The sequence below is a fragment of the Acidiphilium sp. MT5 genome (assembly GCF_054767495.1).
In genome coordinates, this window is the sequence record NZ_BAABMR010000007.1 from 62,952 (window position 1) to 80,813 (window position 17,862).

The window sequence follows — 17,862 nt, forward strand, 5'->3', positions numbered from 1 at the left end:
AGGCCGGAGTCGGGATTGTTGGGTGCGCAGATAATGAATTATCGTGCAGGATGAGCAAACGGGACGCGAAAGGCAAGCCCGGGCAGAGCAGAGCGGCCCCGCCCGGCTTGGATGGCTGTGGCTCTAAACGGGCGCGGTTGCGGCGAGGCGGGCGCGCATTGCTTTTTTATCGAGCTTGCCGACCGAGGTTTTGTCGAGCGCCTCAACGAACACCACGCGATCCGGCACGGCGTAGCGGGAAATTTCACCGCTATCGGCGCGGATGCGGACATGGGCTTTGATCGCTTCTGCGTCCGGCTCGTGGCCGGGGCGCGTCACCACGAAGGCCACCGGGCGTTCGCCCCAGCGCTCATCGGGCACACCGACCACAGCGACTTCGGCGATGGCGGGATGCTGGAGAAGAATGTCTTCGATGCCGAGCGAGGAGACCCATTCGCCGCCGGTTTTCACCACGTCCTTCAGGCGATCGACGATGTGCAGCGTGCCATCCGCATCGAGCACGCCAAGGTCACCGGTATGGAGCCAGCCGCCGCGCCAGAGCGCTTCGGAGGCTTCTGGATTGCCGGCATAGCCGGGGGTGAGATAGGGCGACCGGGTAACGACTTCGCCGATTGATTTACCGTCATGCGGCAGGTCGTTCATGTTATCATCGACGATACGCACTTCAACGAACACCGCGGGCAGGCCAGCGGCGATGCGGGTGGCGATTTCGGCCTCGCGGCGATCCGGAGCGGCATCGAGACTGGTACCGCGCAATTGGCTCATGGTCATCAGCGGGCAGGTTTCCGACATGCCATAGCCCGAGAAAATATCGATGCCACGGGCCATGGCGGCTTCGCAGAGGGCGCGCGGCAGAGCCGAGCCGCCGATAATCACGTGCCAACCCGAGAGATCGATGCTGCTCGCGGCGGGGGCGGTGAGGATCATATGCATGATGGTGGGCACGCAATGCGAAACGGTCACGCGCTCGGTGGCGAGGAGTTTGAGCACCACTTCCGGCAGGAAACGCCCGACATAGACTTGCTGCATGCCCATCATGGTCGCGGCGAAGGGAAAGCCCCAGGCATGGACATGGAACATCGGGGTGAGCGGCATATAGACGTCTTCACGCGAGAAGCGGGCATTAAGGCCCGCCATCAGCAGGGTCGACATGATGGCCAGCGTGTGCAGCACGATTTGCCGATGGCTGAACATCACGCCTTTGGGCAGGCCGGTGGTGCCAGTGGTGTAGAAGGTGGTGGCTTGGAGGTTCTCATCGAAATCGGGGAAATCATACTGGGACGGTGCGCGGGCGAGCAGGGATTCGTATTCCCCGGCGAAACCCTCGGGCACTGGCGTATCGGCGGCTGGTTGATCGCTCAACAGCACCAGATGGCGCAGCTTGGGCAGGCGCGCACGGATGGCGGCGAGGATGGGTAGGAAATCCGTATGGATCAGCAAGATTTCGGCGCCACAATGATCGAGCGTGTAGGCGATTTGTTCGGGGCTGAGGCGGATATTGGCGGTCATCAGCACGCAGCCGGACATTGGCACCGCGAAATAAGATTCGAGATAGCGGTGACTATCCCAATCCATCACCGCGACGGTGGTGCCCATTTCAGCACCCAGCGTGGCGAGCGCGCCGGCGAGGCGATGCACCCGCTCGGCGAATTGCGGGTAGGTGAAGCGCTGCTCGCCGCGATAGACAATGTGGCGCTGGCTGGCCTGGGCCAAGGGCATTTTTAGGATCTGTTTAATCAGCAACGGGTACTTGTTTGGCAAAATGGATAGGGTCATGGCTTTCCTCCGATTGCGGCCTATTGGATAGGAGCGTATCGGAATCGTCAATCCTGCGCCGGAATTGGCTCTGGCGCTGCAACCGTGAGGGGAAACATAATGGCTGATTTGAAGAGTTTGTTTGATTTGACCGGCAAGCGCGTGCTGATCACCGGGGGATCGCGCGGGTTGGGTTTGCAGATTGCCGAAGCCTTGGGTGAATTTGGGGCGACGATTGCGATTTCTGCGCGCAAGACCGATGAGCTGGACGCGGCGGTGGCGCATTTGGCCAAATTGGGCGTCAAAGCGACCGCGCATGCGGTAGATTTGGGCAAGGCCGAGGGGCCGAAGGCGCTGGCCGATGCGGTGTTGGACACGCATGGCACGATTGATGTGCTGGTGAATAATGCCGGTGCGACCTGGGGCGCGCCCGCGACGGAGGTAACGCCGGAGGCCTGGGCGCGGGTGATGAATTTGAATGTCACCAGCCTGTTTTTTCTGACCCAGGAGATTGCCCGCCGCTCGATGATCCCGCAGCGGGCTGGGAAGATTTTGAACATCGCCTCGATTGCCGGGTTGCGGGGGCATCATCCCGATATTACCGGGACCATCCCGTATAACACCTCCAAAGGGGCGGTGGTGAACATGACCCGCGCGCTGGCAGCGGAATGGGGGCCGCATAATATTACCGTAAACGCGATTGCGCCGGGGTTTTTCCCCTCGAAAATGACCAAGGGGCTACTCAGCCAATTCGAGGAGCAGGTGATTGCCAAAACGCCGCTCGGCAAAATTGGCAATGATGGTGATTTGAAGGGTGCCGCCTTGCTGTTTTGCACGGCGGCTTCGGGCCATATCACCGGCCAGATTCTAGCGGTCGATGGCGGGACGATGGTGGTTTAGCCTAGATCAATATGGGTTTAGGTTGAATCGACAGATTCGAGCTAAACCAATGAAATTGATCGACAAACAGAGGCTAGAGCGAGATTGATGATAAGCAATCACGCTCTAGCGCCGGACGAGGGGCGCCAAGCCCCTCGTCCGGTTTTTTGTCACGCGCTGGTAACTTTTCACCCTTTAAGGTTTTTGGTTTGCTAGAAACATTCGGATGATATCGTTTTGCTTGGGTAAATTCGAACACGCGGCCAGCGCCGTCGATTGGCACTTGGATACGCCGCAACCCGCGACGGGCGTGCGCGAAATTCGGGGGCATTTTCTGGAGCTGGCGGGCTGGGTTTTCGGCGGCGCGGACCCGGCGCAGGCGATTGTGGTTTATGCGCCGCTCTTGCATCGCGCACCGCTGGTGATTGGCGGGTTGCATCCACGCGCCGACGTGACGGCGGTGCTGGGCTGCCCGGCTGACACGCCGACCGGGTTTCGGGTGTTCATCAATCTGCTGGGGTTGCGCGATGTCGGGGTGATTGAGATCGGCGTGGTGGCCGCCGCGCAATGGCCAGCGTTTTCTCAGGATTCGCGCTATTTGGCGAAAAACTTCATCTCGCTGGCGCGCCTTGATCTCAGCATCGGCTATGATGCGGCGCCGGTTGCGGGGGCGGCGCCACTCTTTGTGACCTCGCTGGGGCGGTCAGGCAGCACGGCGTTGATGAGCGCGCTGGCGGCGCATCCGGCGGTGCTGGCACCGCGCAATTATCCGTATGAGAGCAAATTACTGCAATATGCCCAGCATGTGTTGGCGATGATGACCATGCCGAGCGCGGGCAGTGCAGGTTTGGATGGCGCGCAGTTCATCGACACGCCTTATCTGGCCGCGACCAACCCGTTTGTGCAGCGGGATGATTATCCGGAAATTTTTGACTGGTTTGCCGAGGATGCGTTGGGATTTATCGCGCCGTTGCTGCGCGAAACATTATCGATGATGATCGCGCGGCAAGCGCCACAGAAGCGGGCGGTGCGGTTCGTGGCCGAGAAGCTGGTGCCGAACACCATGATGGCGAGCCTGGCCGAAGCGGTTTGGGCGGAGGCGCAGGAAATAATTCTGGTGCGTGATTTTGATGATTGGTTATGGTCGGCCAAGGGGTTTTCCGAGGCGAGCGGGCGATATTTTGGCCGCGATGCGGCGCCGGACCGGGTGATGGCGCAAGCAATCGAGGAGTATGAAGCGTTTTTGGACTATGCGGAACGGCGGGCTGGGCGCGCGATGATTGTGCCGTTCGATGCGCTGATTGCGGGGCCTGACGCATTACAGCGTATTTGCGCGAGGCTGGGTCTGACCCTGCATGCGGCGATGGTGACTTCGTTGCAAACCGTTCCGGCGGGGCACGCTAATGCAAAGCCGCGCGATGCAGCGGCAGCCACCGGCCTATCGGCGCGCTTTTCGCCGCGCGTGCGGCGCCTTACCGCCGGGTAGGTCAGCGGACGTCGCGACTGCGCAGGAACCGGGCGAAGGCGCGGAGCGAAATGTCGGACACGTGATGTTCGATGCCCTCGGCATCCGATTCGGCGGTTTCTGGCGGCACGCCGAGGGCTTCGAGCAATTGCACCACCACGCGGTGGCGCGCGCGGGCGCGATTGGCCATAGCGTGGCCGGTTTCGGTGAGAAACACGCCCCGATAAGGCTGTGCGGTGGCAAGGCCTTCGCGTTTCAGGCGGTTGATGCTTTTGACCGCCGTTGGGTGCGAAACGCCGAGGCGGCGGGCAATGTCGATCGGGCGCGCTTCACCGTGCACGCTCAGCAGATCGGCGATGAGTTCCACATAATCTTCGAGCAGGGCAATTGCTTGCGCCTCGCGCGCCTTGCCGAAACGCTGGGCTTGGGTGGGGGGCGAAGGCAAGGCGGGTTCGACCTGCAATTTTGATATCGTCATGCTGGGCGCTCCGATTGATGGGTTTGATTACACCCAAACCGGCGGAACGCCAACGCTGGAGCCGTGCGGGCTTGACCACATTAAAGCCAAGGCTATATTCTGTCGCATGGACATTAACGGCCCCGATCATGAGCAGGACGCGGCGTTTTTTGCGCGCCGGCGCCTGACGATGTGGCCCCGGCGGGATCAATCCTCGGCCTTGACATTGCTGTTCTGGGCGTTGCGGCTGTACGTGATGGTAATGCTCGCCATTGTGGTGATTGTGGTGCGACGGGCGGCGGGATGAGCGAGCCGCCGCAGGCTTTTTTGGCGCCGGAGGATATTCAGCGCGCCCGCGACCGTCAGGCGATTGAGCAAAGCCGGGGGCGTGGTTTCATCGGCCTGCGCATGTTGATGCTGGTGCTGGGGCCGGGCGTGCTGGTGTTTCTGGGCGAAAATGACGCGCCGAGTATGCTCTCTTATGCCGCGACCGGGGCGCAATTCGGCATTGGGTTTTTTCTGCCGTTTGTGGTGGCGACTTTTGCCATTGCCTGGGTGGTGCAAGAAATGGCGGCGCGGGTGGGGCTGGCGACCGGGCAGGGCCATGCGCAGCTGATTTTTGCCCGATTTGGCCGGTTCTGGGGCGGGTTCGCCATGCTCGATTTGGTTGCCGGCAATTTTCTGACCTTGGTGACCGAGTTTATCGGTATTCGTGCTGGGTTGGGGTTTTTTGGCGTGGCGCCGGTGGTCGCGGTGGGCGGCACCCTTGCGGTGATCGCCTTGGCGATTTCCACCGCGCGCTATCGGCGTTGGGAGCAAATGACGCTGGGGCTTGCGTTGGGCAATGCGATTTTTTTGCCGGTGGCGGTGCTGGCGCATCCAAGCCTGCCCGCGATTGGCCATGCCATGCTGAGTTGGGGGCCGTTGCCGGGGGGGTTCAAGCCGAGTTCGGTCACGTTGATGATTGCCGATATTGGCGCGACCGTGACGCCGTGGATGTTATTTTTCCAGCAAGGGGCGGTAACCGATAAGGGGCTGACCTTGCGCGATTTGCGCAGCGTGCGGCTGGATATCGTGATCGGCTCGGTTTTGGCGGCACTGTTTGCGATTGCTGCGATTGTGGCGACCGCGCCGCTCTTTGCCCACGGGATTAGTGCCGGGAATTTTCAGGCCGCGCAATTTGCCGAGGCGCTGCAACCCTATGTCGGGCATATCGGCGCTTCGTTATTTGCGCTGGGGATTTTCGAGGCGGGGCTGGTGGCCGCGATTACGATTGCCACCGCCTCGGCTTATGCGTTCGGCGAGGTGATTGGCCATGCGCATAGTTTGAATAATCGGCTGCGCGATGGCTGGTTATTCTATGGCGTGCTGCTCGGCTCGGCGGCGTTGGCGGGGCTGTTGACGCTGCTGCCCGGTGCGCCGCTGGAGGAGATTGTCATTCTGGTCAATGTGGTGGCGACGCTGGCGATGCCGCCGGCTTTGTTGTTTCTGCTGGTGATGGTGAATGATCGGGCGCTGATGGGTGCGGCGCGCAATGGCGTGCTCGGCAATCTGGTTGGCATTGGGGTGACGGTGTTTTTGATCGGCTGTGGCTTGGCGTTTGGCGCCTCGGTGGTGGCGCCAAGCTGGTTTAACTAGCTTTGCGCTTAAGGTCCGGCAGGAACAGCGCCGCAAAGCCGAGCACCGGCAGGAAGGCGCAAAGCTGATACACCGCCCCGATCCCTGACCAATCCGCCATCACCCCCAGCCCTGCCGCGCCAACACCGGCAATGCCGAAAGCGAGGCCGAAAAATAAGCCGGACACCGCGCCGATGCGCCCTGGCATCAGCTCCGTTGCATAGACCAGAATGGCGGAAAAGGCGGAGGAGAGAATCAGCCCGATCACCACGCTCAGCAGGATGGTGGTGGTGAGGCCGACATAGGGCAGCGCGAGGGTGAAGGGCAGCACGCCGAGAATAGAGACCCGGATGACCGCGCGCCGGCCGATGCGATCGCCAATCGGGCCGCCGATGAGGGTGCCGAGTGCGGCAGCGCCGAGAAAAATAAACAGATCGATTTGCGCTTCTTTGATCGAGAGGTGGAAACGGTGGATCAGATAGAAGGTATAGTAGGAATTGAAGCTGGCGAGATAGACGAATTTCGAGATCATCAAGGTGATCAATAGACCGATGGTCACGCGCACGGCGGCGGGGGACAGGCTGTTGGCGGTCACCGCGCGGGCGCGGGGTTTCGCGCGGCCATGGCGGCGTGACCAGACGCTGAGGGCCGAGAGGATCGAAATACCGACCAAAGCGGCGATGGCGAACCAAGCCATGCTCTCGCGGCCACGGGGCAGAATGAAAAACGCAGCCAGCAGCGGGCCGAGTGACTGGCCGAAATTGCCGCCGACCTGGAAAATCGATTGAGCGAAGCCAAAGCGCGTGCCGGCGGCGGCGCGGGCGATGCGCGAGGATTCCGGGTGGAAAATGGCGGAGCCAACGCCGAGCAAGGCGGCACCGAGCAATAATTCAGGATAGCTGGTCGCGAGGGCGAGGCTGATAATGCCGGTCATGGTGATGGTCATGCCGACCGGGAGCGAAAACGGCACGGGCTTGGCATCGGTATAAAGGCCGATCATCGGCTGGAGCAGCGAGCCGGTGACTTGATAGACCAGGGTGATCAGGCCGATTTGCGCGAAATTGAGGTGAAAGCCGCCTTTGAGCAACGGATAGATGGCTGGCAGCAGAACCTGCATCATATCGTTCAACATATGACACAGGCTGATCCCGATCAGCACCGGCATGATCGTGCGCGCCGGTGCGGGTCCGGGTGCGGACCCAGATGCGGGCGTTGGTGTCTGGATGGCGGCGGTTGGGGCGGCTTCGAGGGCGCTGCTCACAGTCTCTCCAATCAGTGTTCACCGGATCGTTGGACAGGATATAGGACGTATTTTGCGTCGGCGCACCACTCGTGTTGTGCAAGCAAGCCATGCTAGAGCATTGTTTGTTCGCCGAGGCTCACGGACAATGCTCTAGCTGTTATTTTGGCGAGCAACTTTATCCGGCCAGATGGTTCCATCTGATCGGATGTTGCTCTAGCAGGAGCACATGATGAAAGTTCGATTTGCCCCCTCCCCGACCGGCTATTTGCACGCAGGCAATGCGCGCCAAGCCATTGTGAATTTCCTCGCGGCCCGCGCCGTGCCCGGCGGGCAGTTTTTGCTGCGCATTGATGATACCGATACCGAACGGTCGCGCCCGGAATATGAAGCGGCGATCGAGCAGGATTTACATTGGCTTGGCATCGATTGGGATGAAAAAATCCGGCAATCGGACCGGCTGGAGCGTTATCGGCAAGCGGCGGAGCAGCTTAAAGCAGCGGGTTTGCTGTATCCGTGTTTTGAGACGGAAGAAGAATTAGCGGCGAAGCGGGCGATGCGCGTCAAGCGCAAATTGCCGCCGATTTATGACCGGGCGATGCTCTCGCTCACGCCCGAGCAACGCGCGGCGGCGGAGGCCAATGGCAAGGTGCCGTATTTCCGGTTCCGGCTGTCAGAGGGGGCGGTTGGCTGGAATGATCTGGTGCTGGGGCGGCGGGAGATTAAACTTAATACCTTGTCAGACCCGGTGCTGATCCGCGCGGATGGCACGCCGCTTTACACCTTCACCTCGGTGGTGGACGATATTGATTTGGGCGTGACGCGGATTATTCGCGGCGAAGACCATGTGACCAATACGGCGGTGCAAATTGATCTGTTCCGCGCCTTGGCGCCACGCGCGACGTTGCCGGATTTTGCCCATCTGGCGCTGATTTCGGATGCGGATGGCGATAAATTATCCAAGCGCGCCGGCAGTGTTTCGCTGCGCACCTTGCGGCGCGATGGCCTCGAGCCAGGCGCGTTGGCAGGGTATTTGGCGCGGCTGGGCTCGCGGCGCGACCCTGAACCCTTGACCCTCGCGGAATTGGCGGCGACGTTCGATCTGGCCGATTTTTCGCGCGGCGCACCGCGATTTGACCCGAAGCAATTGCTCGCGCTCAATCGCAAATTGCTGCACCATCTCGATTATCAGCATGTGGCGGACCGGCTGCCAGAGGGGGCCGGCGAACAATTCTGGCTCGCGGTGCGTGGCAATCTCGATTTGCTGTCTGAGGCGCGGCATTGGTGGAGTGTGGTGCAAGGCAGCATCGATGCACCGGATTTGGCCGAGGCACAGGCGATCCTGATTGCCGCGCGCGACGCATTGCCACCCGAACCCTGGGATGAAAGTGTTTGGAAATCCTGGACTCAGGCGGTTTCAACGGCGACCGGGGTGCGCGGCAAGGCGCTGTTCATGCCGCTCAGGCTGGTGCTGACCGGGGATAGTCACGGACCCGAGCTTGCTGCCCTGCTGCCGCTGATTGGGGCGGCGCGGGTGCGCGAGCGGTTGGATCGGGCGATCGGCGGGTAAGCCGGTCGCCGAACCTTAGATCATCGGCCCTCAGACCTCGTTATTGACCCGGCGATTAGCCATCATTGCGAGGAGTTCGCGCCGGGTTGAGGGGTCATCGCGAAACACGCCGAGCATGCGGCTGGTGACCATTGAGACGCCGGTTTTATGCACGCCACGGGTGGACATGCATTCATGGGCGGCTTCGATCACCACGGCGACGCCGCGCGGTTGCAGCACGTCATTGATGGTGTTGGCGATTTGCGCGGTTAGTTTTTCCTGGATTTGCAAGCGCTTGGCATACGCATCGACCACACGGGCGAGTTTGCTGATGCCAACGACGCGCTTGGCCGGCAGATACGCGACATGGGCGACGCCGATGATCGGGACCATGTGATGCTCGCAATGGCTTTCGAGGCGAATGTCACGCAGCAGCACGATTTCGTCATAGCCTTCGATTTCCTCGAAGGTGCGCGAGAGGATGGCAACCGGGTCTTCCTCATAGCCGCAGAAAAACTGCTCATAGGCGCGCGCGACGCGGGCTGGGGTGTCGTGCAGGCCTTCGCGATCAGGATCATCGCCGGCCCAGCGGATCAGGGTGCGGATGGCGGCTTCCGCCTCGGCCCGGCTGGGCTGGGTGGCGGGCTTGGCGCGGGTCAGTTTGCGTTTTGAGGTCTCGATATTCACCGAATGTCTCCCTGGCGGCCCTTGGGGGGCGGCAATGATAGCGGAGCGGTGGTCGCGACCAGCCGCGTGTCAGAACGATATGGTTGGGGTTAGAAAACCCGCAACCCGGACGTTTAATGAAGTTGATGCAAGTCGAACGGGCTATCGAGGCTGAAGGGGGGAATCGCCACATCAAATTTTTCGCCGCTATCGGCCACGATCATATGATAATGCCCGGTCATGAAGCCGGAGGGCGTTTTGAGCGGGGTTCCGGAGGTATATTCGAAGGATTCGCCGGGATCGAGCACGGGTTGCTCACCAATCACCCCATCGCCATGCACGATTTGCACCGCACCGCGCGCATCGGTGATCCGCCAGGTGCGGGCCAATAATTGCACTGCGAGATTGCTTCGATTTTCGATCCGCACGCGATAGGCCCAGATGAAATGCTGTTGATCGGGGCGGGATTGATCGGCCAGGAAAAATGAGCGCACGGCGACGCGGATGCCAGCGGTCTCTGCGACATAGCCACTTGATCGGTCCGCTTCGCGGTGCGGTTGCTTGTTGCTGGTCATAATCGCCCTAGAATAGGCGCGGGGCTGATTTTCAACAAGCATGTTTTCATCAAGCATGATTTGGGGCGCGGTTTGGCAGGCCATGCGTCCTGCCTGTATAGAGGGCGGGATGAAACCGAGTGATTTGCGATCCGGCCGCGCCTGGCTGCGGCTGATGCCTTTGGTCAGCTTGATGTTGGTGGCGTGTGCAGCGGGAACGCCGCGTCCGACCGGCGCGGATGCGGTGCGCCGACAGGGTGCGCTGATTGGCGACATCTTGGTGGCGCAATATGCCGGGCGCACTGGGGATTTGACCGGGGCTGCGGATTATTTTGCCAAGGCCCTAAAGCTTGACCCGACCAATCCGAGTTTGCGGGCGCGCGCTTTTGCCGCCGCCTTGGTGGCGCAAAGCCCAACGCGGGTGGCCCTCGCGAAAAGCGCGCCCCATGAAGCCTTGGCCGCGATGGTGCTGGGCAATCACGCGCTGATCGCCGGTGATGCGCAGCAGGCGGCGCACGATTACGCGCAATTGCCGAAAGCAGGGCCGCTCGGCGCGTTGCGACCCTTACTGATGGCCTGGGCTGAGGCCGGGGCGGGGCATGTGCAACAGGGGATTGACCGGCTGAAACCGCTCAGCGCGGGTTCGCCGTTCGCGCCGGTTTATGCGCTGCATGCCGCCTTGATCGCGGATGATGGGCAGCGCGAGGCCGAGGCGGCGCGGTTTTACGCCAAGGCGCAAGCTGAGAGCGGCACGCTGGATTTGCAAATGGCCGAGGCGCTGGCGAGTTGGCAGGCACGCCAGGGCAATCAAGGCAATGCCAACTCGATCCTGCGGCTGTTGGTCAGCATTCATCCGCAATTGCGCATGGCGTTGCCCGGATTGATCAAGGCGGCGCGGCGCCCTGCGATTGCCAATGCCCGCGAGGGTGCTGCGGCCTCCTATTTGGCGCTGGCGGGGGCGCTCACTCAGCCCAATCAGATTTTGTTGCAGCAAATCTTGCTTGATGCAGCGCTGAATTTGCGCCCGGATTATGCCATCGCGCGGTTGCTGCGCGCGCATATTGCCTTGGTCGCGCATCAGCCCGGCGTGGCGGCGCAGATTTTGCACGGGATTAAGCCGGATAACCCGCTTTATCCGCTGGCAGTGATGCAGCGCGCGGAAATTGCCGGCAATAACGGCAAAGGGGCGGCGATGATCCCGGCTTTGCTGGCCTTGGCCAAGGCCGCGCCGCAAAGTGCTGCGCCATTAGCGTTGGCGGGGGATATTGAGCGTGATGGCAAACATTACGCCGCCGCCAAGCGCGATTACAGCGCGGCACTGGCGCGGCTGGGTTCTGCGCCGCCATCATCGGCCTGGAGCCTTTATTACGGGCGGGCGATTGCCGAGGATAAATCCGGCGATTGGCGGGCAGCCAAGCGCGATTTGCAGGCAGCTTTGGCGCTCGCGCCGGATCAACCTTTCGTGCTGAATTATTTGGGCTATTCGGAGGCGCGGCGTGGCACCCATTTGGCGGCGGCGCAAAAACTGATCGAACAGGCGCTGCAGGTCGATCCGAATGAAGGGGCGATTATCGATAGTCTGGGGTATGTGCTGTATCGGCGCGGGCAGATTGCCAAGGCGCTGCAAGTGCAGATCGACGCGGTGGAACATGCGCCGGATAATGCCGAGGTGAATATGCATCTGGCCGAGATTTTCGATGCGGCGGGGCAGCCTTTGGCGGCGCAGCATCAATGGGCGCGGACGCTGGGTTTGCACCCGAACGCGCGCGAGCGGGCCAAGATCAAAATCGGGTTGCAGCGCGATCAGGAAGCGGGCGGGATTTAGCCGGTGGCGGGCGGGGAATTGGCGCGAGCCAAAGTCAATCTGTTCCTGCACGTGACCGGGCGGCGAGCTGATGGGATGCATCATTTGGATAGTTTGGCGGTGTTTCCGCCGGTCGGGGATGTGATTACCCGCACACCGCACGCGCCGTTAAGCTTGGAAATCGATGGGCCGTTCGCGGCGGGGCTGGCGGATGAGGCCGATAATCTGGTGCTGCGCGCCGCGCGCGGGCTGGCTTTATCTGCAGGGCGCGCACCTTCAGGGACGTTTCGGCTGACCAAAAATCTGCCGGTGGCCTCGGGGATCGGCGGGGGTTCAGCGGATGCGGCGGCGGCGTTGCGGGTGCTGGCCGCCGATTGGGGCTGCGCGATTCCCGATGAGCTCGCGGTATCGCTGGGGGCGGATGTGCCGGTGTGCGTGGCGAGTGTGCCCGCACGCATGGGCGGCATTGGCGCGGCGTTGGGCGCCGCACCCGGCCTGCCCGCGTTTGGCATGGTTTTGGTCAATCCAGGGGTTGCGGTGGCGACGGCGGCGATTTTTCGGGCGCGCACCGGGGGATTTTCCGAGCCAGCCTTGTTGCCTGCGCAATGGCCGAATGCGGCGGCGATGGCGGCGGATTTGGCTCGGCTGCAAAATGACTTAGAGCCGCCGGCGCTCGCCCTTGCTCCGGTGATTGGCACGGTTTTGGCCGCGCTGCGCGCGCAGCCCGGCTGCTTACTGGCACGGATGAGCGGCTCAGGTGCGACGTGCTTTGCGCTGTTTGCCGACGCCGCCGACGCCGCTAATGCGGCAATGGCGCTCCGGCAGCCAGGCTGGTGGGTTTGGGGCGGAGACTGCGCTGCAACTCCCGCACGGCAACGCTGAGCGAGGCAAGATCCGGCGTGATCGTGGCTTCATGCGCGAGGATCAGGGCGGCTTGCGCCGAGGCTCCCGCTTCGGCCAGCAGCGCATCGGCACGCTGGGCGCTAGTGACGCAGGACGTGACCAAACCGGCTTGCAGGTTGGATAAATCATCGGTGAGGGCGGCCAGAGCGCGCGCACCCCAAGCGCCTTGCGGGGTGACGCTGGCCAGGGCGCTGCGCAGCGTATCGATCCCGCAGCTCGCACCCACCTGATCCCAGGCCGCTTGCGTGGCGGCGACATCGGAGTGGGCGCGGGTGGCGATGGTGACGATCAGCGGGGCGACTTGCAGCGCCGGGATGGCCGCAGCGAAGCCCGCCAATGGCGGCGGCACCGATTGCGTGATCAAGGGTTGGGCGGCGCCGCTGGTGATGGCTTGGACAATCGCTTGTTCAACCAGGGTGCTGAGGCCGGGCCGCAGGGCGCTCAGGGCATCGGCGATGGAGCCGGATAACGGATCGCCCAGCAAACGGCGGGTGACCGCTTCTTGCAGCGTGCGCGCGGCGGCGAGCACGCTGAGCTGGGCGGCGGCGGGCACTTTTTCCAACTTTTCCACTTGATCGCACAGGCGCGGCAAATCAAACGCGGCACGCGCGATCAGTGCTGCGCGCGCGGCATCGACCCAGGAAAATCCGGACTCGCCAACCAGCCGGCCAAAGGCGGCGGCGCCGAGACGATTGACCAGCTCGTTGGTCACGGCGGTGCCGATCAGCTCCCGGCGCAGGCGGTGCCGCGATAATTCCGTGCCGAAGCGCGTTTGCAGCGCGGCGGGGAAATATTCCACAAGGGCTGGCGTGAGGGCCGGATCATCGAGGAGGGCGGAATCTTCGAGCACGGCGGCGAGATGGAGCTTGGTATGCGCCATCAGGGTGCAGAGTTCGGGCCGGGTGAGGCCAATGCCGGCGGCGGCGCGGGCGGCCATGGCTTGCGGGTCCGGCAGGCCGGCCACAGTGCGGTTCAGGATATTGGCGGCTTCGAGCAGGCTCATCAGCGCGTTTTGCGCGGGCAAATCCGCCGCGCCGCCGAGTGCGTCCAGCGAGATGGCTTGGGATTGCTGGGCATTGTCACGCAGCACCAAGGCGGCCACCTGATCGGTCATGGTTTGCAGCAATTCCACACGCTGACCAACGGTCAGCCGGTCATGCGCCATGGCATCGGCCAGCAGAATTTTGATATTCACCTCGTGATCCGAGGTTGAGACGCCGGCGGAATTATCCAGCGCATCGGTGTTGATTTTGACGTTTTTCAGCGCCGCCTCGATGCGCCCGGCTTGGGTGACCGCGAGATTGGCACCCTCGCCGATGACTCGGGCGCGCACATCCCGGCCGTGAATGCGGATCGGGTCATTGGCGCGGTCGCCCGCATCGGCATCAGACTCGCTGGCGGCTTTGATATAGGTGCCGATGCCGCCGAAATAGAGCAGATCGACGCGCATGGTCAGAATTGAGCGGATGATTTCTGCCGGGTCATGCGCGCCGGGTGCGAGATCGAGCATGGTGGCGGCTTGGGGCGAGAGCGTGACGGTTTTGGCGTGGCGCGACAAAATTGCGCCGCCTTGGCTGAGCAGTGTTGCGGTATAATCGGCCCAGGATGAGCGGGGGAGCGCAAACAGGCGCTGGCGCTCGGCGAAGCTCGCCGCAGGATCGGGGTCTGGATCGAGGAAGATGTGGCGATGATCGAACGCGGCGACCAGCTTGGTGTGCCGGCTGATCAGCAGGCCATTGCCGAACACGTCGCCGGACATGTCACCGACGCCGGCACAGGTGAAATCCTCGCTCTGGATATCGTGATCGAGCTCATGGAAATGCCGGGCGATATTCACCCAGGCACCACGCGCGGTGATGCCCATCACTTTATGGTCATAGCCAACCGAACCGCCGGACGCGAAGGCATCGCCCAGCCAGAAGCCACGGTCCAGCGCGATGGCGTTGGCGATGTCGCTGAAGCTTGCGGTGCCTTTATCGGCGGCAACCACCAAATACGGGTCATCGCCGTCACGCCGGATGACCGGTGCTGGGATGAGTTCGCCAGCTTGCAAATTATCGGTCAGGTCAAGCAGGGCGTTGATCAGCAGTTTGTAGCAGGCGACGCCCTCGGCGTTGAACGCTTCGCGATCGGCATTGGCATCGCCGGTGGGAGCGGGCGGGCGTTTCAGCACGAAACCGCCTTTGGCGCCGACGGGCACGATGACCACGTTTTTGACCATTTGCGCTTTCATCAGGCCGAGAATTTCGGTGCGGAAATCATCGCGCCGATCCGACCAGCGAATACCGCCGCGTGCGACTTTGCCGCCGCGCAGATGGCAGCCTTCCATGCGTGCGCCATGGACGAAAATTTCGATCATGGGGCGGGGCAAGGGCATGTCACCGGCTTGGGCGCTGGCGATTTTAAAGGCGATCACCGGGCTGCTCCGGTCGTAGAAATTGGTCCGCAGCATGGCATCGAGCAGGGTGCGCAAGCGGCGCAAAATGCGGTCGTCATCCGGGTTTTCCACCGCATCGAGGGCGGCGAGCCAGTGGGTTTCCAGGCTGGATTCGTCGCGCTGGCATGACGGGTCGAACCGGGCGTGGAACAGGGCGATCAGGATGCGCGTTGCGTCCGGATGGGCGGCGAGCGCCGCCTCGACCGCGCCTTGGCTGAACGGGGCGCGCACCTGACGGCACCATTTGAACATGGCGCGCAGGAGCCAGGCTTCGCGCCAATCAAGCCCGGCGCGGAGAATGAGCCGGTTAAAGCCATCAATTTCGCAAGCTTGGTCCCAAGCGGCCTCGATGGCGGCACGGATGGCCGGGCCGCGCGCATCGAGATCGAGCGGGGTGTGATCGGCGGTCTCCAGGGTCAAAGCCTGCAAGGCGATGTCCCCACCGCGCGGGTGCAGGCGATACGGCACTTCCTCGATCACCCGCAGGCCGAGGCTTTCGATCAAAGGCACGATGTCCGACAGCGCAATCGGCGCGCCGGCGCGAAATAATTTCAGCACCAGGCGCGATGCCTCCATGCCGAACGGGCGGCCCAGCGTGAGGCAGAGCGCTTGGCCGGTTTGCGCTTGCTGGGCGGTTGCGATGTCACGGGCGGCGACGGCGGCGGGGGTGTGGGCGGCGTAATCTTCGGGGAAGGCATCGCCCCAATCGGCGAGAATGGCCGCGACGCGGGCTTCGCCATGATCGATGGTCAGCGCCTCAGCCAGACGTTCGCGAAAGCTGCGGGCGGCTTGTTTCATGGCGGCTTCGAGTGCCGCTTGATCGAGCGCGCGGGCCTGAGCGGGGTCCGCCGCGATGGTGTAATGCACGCGGGCGAGCGGTCCATCGCCCATCGCGATGGCATACCCGGCGATGGCACCATTGACGGCGCGGGTCAGCATGGCGGCGAGGCGCAAGCGCAAGGCGGTGTCGAAACGATCACGCGGGATGAAGGTGATGGCGGAAATATGCCGGCCCAGCAGGTCACGCCGCAGGAACAGAGCCAGCTCCGGGCGGACTTGCAGGGCGAGGACGCGAGTTGCTGCCGCTAGAATTTCATCGGGCGTGCCCTGGAACAGATCATCACGCGGCCAAGTATCGAGAATATGACGCAAGGCGCGGCCATCATGGCCGCCGGGCATGACACCGGAAGCCGCGAGAACCGCGTCGACTTTTTCGGCGAGCAGGGGAATGCTGCGCGGATTGCGGTTATAAGCATCGGCGGCGAATAATCCGGCGAACAGGGTGAGGCCGCTGACCACGCCTTCAGGGTTAAGGCGCTTGACCACCACCACGTCATAGAGTTGCGGGCGATGGACCCGGCTGATGATGTCAGCCTTGGCGATGGCGACTTGCTCGAAACGGGCGAAGGCTTCGGCGGCGACAACGCGCCAGGCGGACGGGTTGTTCAAGCTATCGAATAAAGGTTGGTCAGAAGCGCGCAGCACGCCGAGCGTTTCGGCTGTGGCATCGGCGGTGATATCGAGGGTGGGGGACAGGTTGATTTCGGTGACGCCGAGAAGGACGAAATTATCCTGGCCGAGCCAGTCCAGAAAATCCCGCTCGACGCCCTGGTTGAGCGATTGGACAGCGCGGACTAGCGCATAGCGCATGGCTTCGGCATCGGTCACGGCGTGGCGCGCATCGTTCATCGCTTGGTCGAGCGCTTCGGCAATCGCTGTCAGCACGGCTTGATCGGCCTGCGGGCCGAAGGCGATTTGCATGATCGATTCTGGCGCGCCGACCCCGATTTCGGTGAGCAGACCTTCATCGTTCCGGGTGATCGGCAGGACCGGATGCACCAGCGCATGCACGGGTTGTTCCTGGCGTTGCAGCACGCCCAGTGCGGATTCGACCAGGAAGCGCATGTCATCATTGACGATTTCGACGATGGCGGCGGCACTGCCCCAGCCATTGCCATTGCCTTGCGGGTTGAACACGCGGATTTTGGCGCGACCGGCGGGGCGTTGTTGCGCGAAGGACCAGAGCGAGAGCACCGCGCCGGCCAGATCATCCGCCGAGCGCGCGCAGAGTGCCTCGGTGGTGAGGCTGGATGCGTAATGACCGAGGAATAATTCAAGCTGCGGCGGCGAGGCGGTGGGTAAATGCCGCGCCATGGCAGCGGCGACTTCGCGCAGCAACGCGCTGCGCCCAGCATTTTTGCCTGGATTTTTTGTGCAAGAAGCAGCGTTGGAATGAGCGTCCGCCAAGTTAGGCATTATAGGCTCCGCGTTTTGGTTTCCTCGATGGCTCCTTTAGACCCGCTTGCAGCGGTCTCCAAGAGGCGCTTGCCGCATGCCAAAACTGATGGTAGAGAATAGTTAATGTTCGGTTACACGCCCCGTTGTGAAATGAAGTTGCGTATGGTCTTCGGTTCGGCCCGAGGCTTGTGCGATCGGGGTGTTATGCGCGCGGCGAGCGGCTCGCTTCGACTTATGGTCCCCTGGGCCTGAGGCTGCGCGCCCTGATGTGGCGTGCGGGCGCGCCCAGGGGTATATT

Annotated in this window: 13 protein-coding genes; 7 read left to right on the forward strand and 6 right to left on the reverse strand. The window is 62.5% G+C overall.

From position 1 onward, the window contains the following. Window positions 1-123: 123 nt before the first annotated feature. Window positions 124-1,776 (reverse strand): fatty acid--CoA ligase, encoded by a 1,653-nt coding sequence (locus ACYUCQ_RS09115; RefSeq protein ID WP_460254215.1) that lies wholly within the window; start codon window positions 1,774-1,776, stop codon window positions 124-126. A 99-nt stretch (window positions 1,777-1,875) separates the two neighbouring features. Here ACYUCQ_RS09115 and ACYUCQ_RS09120 point away from each other — a divergent pair, with 99 nt between their 5' ends. Both ACYUCQ_RS09120 and ACYUCQ_RS09125 read left to right on the forward strand, forming a co-directional pair. After that, window positions 1,876-2,655, forward strand: coding sequence for an SDR family oxidoreductase (locus ACYUCQ_RS09120; RefSeq protein ID WP_460254216.1), 780 nt, complete (start codon window positions 1,876-1,878; stop codon window positions 2,653-2,655). A 220-nt stretch (window positions 2,656-2,875) separates the two neighbouring features. Then, complete coding sequence (locus ACYUCQ_RS09125) at window positions 2,876-4,120, forward strand: sulfotransferase (protein WP_460254217.1); 1,245 nt, start codon at window positions 2,876-2,878, stop codon at window positions 4,118-4,120. A gap of 1 nt (window position 4,121) precedes the next feature. Here the strand turns inward: ACYUCQ_RS09125 and mntR are convergent, their stop codons facing one another. Further along, window positions 4,122-4,577, reverse strand: a complete 456-nt coding sequence (mntR, locus tag ACYUCQ_RS09130) for a manganese-binding transcriptional regulator MntR (RefSeq protein WP_460254218.1) — start codon at window positions 4,575-4,577, stop codon at window positions 4,122-4,124. A gap of 106 nt (window positions 4,578-4,683) precedes the next feature. Here mntR and ACYUCQ_RS09135 point away from each other — a divergent pair, with 106 nt between their 5' ends. Continuing rightward, window positions 4,684-4,863 (forward strand): hypothetical protein, encoded by a 180-nt coding sequence (locus ACYUCQ_RS09135; RefSeq protein WP_460254219.1) that lies wholly within the window; start codon window positions 4,684-4,686, stop codon window positions 4,861-4,863. Further along, window positions 4,860-6,194, forward strand: coding sequence for an NRAMP family divalent metal transporter (locus tag ACYUCQ_RS09140; RefSeq protein WP_460254220.1), 1,335 nt, complete (start codon window positions 4,860-4,862; stop codon window positions 6,192-6,194). The genes ACYUCQ_RS09135 and ACYUCQ_RS09140 overlap by 4 nt, the downstream gene beginning before the upstream one ends. Here ACYUCQ_RS09140 and ACYUCQ_RS09145 read toward each other — a convergent pair. Next, window positions 6,187-7,434 (reverse strand): MFS transporter, encoded by a 1,248-nt coding sequence (locus ACYUCQ_RS09145; protein WP_460254221.1) that lies wholly within the window; start codon window positions 7,432-7,434, stop codon window positions 6,187-6,189. The genes ACYUCQ_RS09140 and ACYUCQ_RS09145 overlap by 8 nt on opposite strands. Window positions 7,435-7,642: 208 nt before the next feature. Here ACYUCQ_RS09145 and gltX point away from each other — a divergent pair, with 208 nt between their 5' ends. Next, window positions 7,643-8,983, forward strand: a complete 1,341-nt coding sequence (gene gltX, locus ACYUCQ_RS09150; RefSeq protein WP_460254222.1) for a glutamate--tRNA ligase — start codon at window positions 7,643-7,645, stop codon at window positions 8,981-8,983. Window positions 8,984-9,013: 30 nt separating this feature from the next. On the opposite strand, the gene folE is transcribed toward gltX, so the two are convergent. After that, complete coding sequence (gene folE / locus ACYUCQ_RS09155; protein WP_460254223.1) at window positions 9,014-9,649, reverse strand: GTP cyclohydrolase I FolE; 636 nt, start codon at window positions 9,647-9,649, stop codon at window positions 9,014-9,016. A gap of 113 nt (window positions 9,650-9,762) precedes the next feature. Continuing rightward, the gene (gene apaG / locus ACYUCQ_RS09160) at window positions 9,763-10,245 is read right to left on the reverse strand and encodes a Co2+/Mg2+ efflux protein ApaG (RefSeq protein WP_460254224.1); all 483 of its coding nucleotides are present in this window, start codon (window positions 10,243-10,245) and stop codon (window positions 9,763-9,765) included. Window positions 10,246-10,312: 67 nt separating this feature from the next. Between apaG and ACYUCQ_RS09165 the strand changes: the two genes are divergently transcribed. Further along, on the forward strand, window positions 10,313-12,007 hold the full coding sequence (locus ACYUCQ_RS09165) for a tetratricopeptide repeat protein (protein WP_460254225.1): 1,695 nt from the start codon (window positions 10,313-10,315) through the stop codon (window positions 12,005-12,007). Window positions 12,008-12,010: 3 nt separating this feature from the next. Then, on the forward strand, window positions 12,011-12,868 hold the full coding sequence (locus tag ACYUCQ_RS09170) for a 4-(cytidine 5'-diphospho)-2-C-methyl-D-erythritol kinase (RefSeq protein WP_460254226.1): 858 nt from the start codon (window positions 12,011-12,013) through the stop codon (window positions 12,866-12,868). Here ACYUCQ_RS09170 and ACYUCQ_RS09175 read toward each other — a convergent pair. Beyond that, window positions 12,786-17,582, reverse strand: a complete 4,797-nt coding sequence (locus tag ACYUCQ_RS09175) for an NAD-glutamate dehydrogenase (protein WP_460254227.1) — start codon at window positions 17,580-17,582, stop codon at window positions 12,786-12,788. The genes ACYUCQ_RS09170 and ACYUCQ_RS09175 overlap by 83 nt on opposite strands. Window positions 17,583-17,862 lie beyond the last annotated feature (280 nt).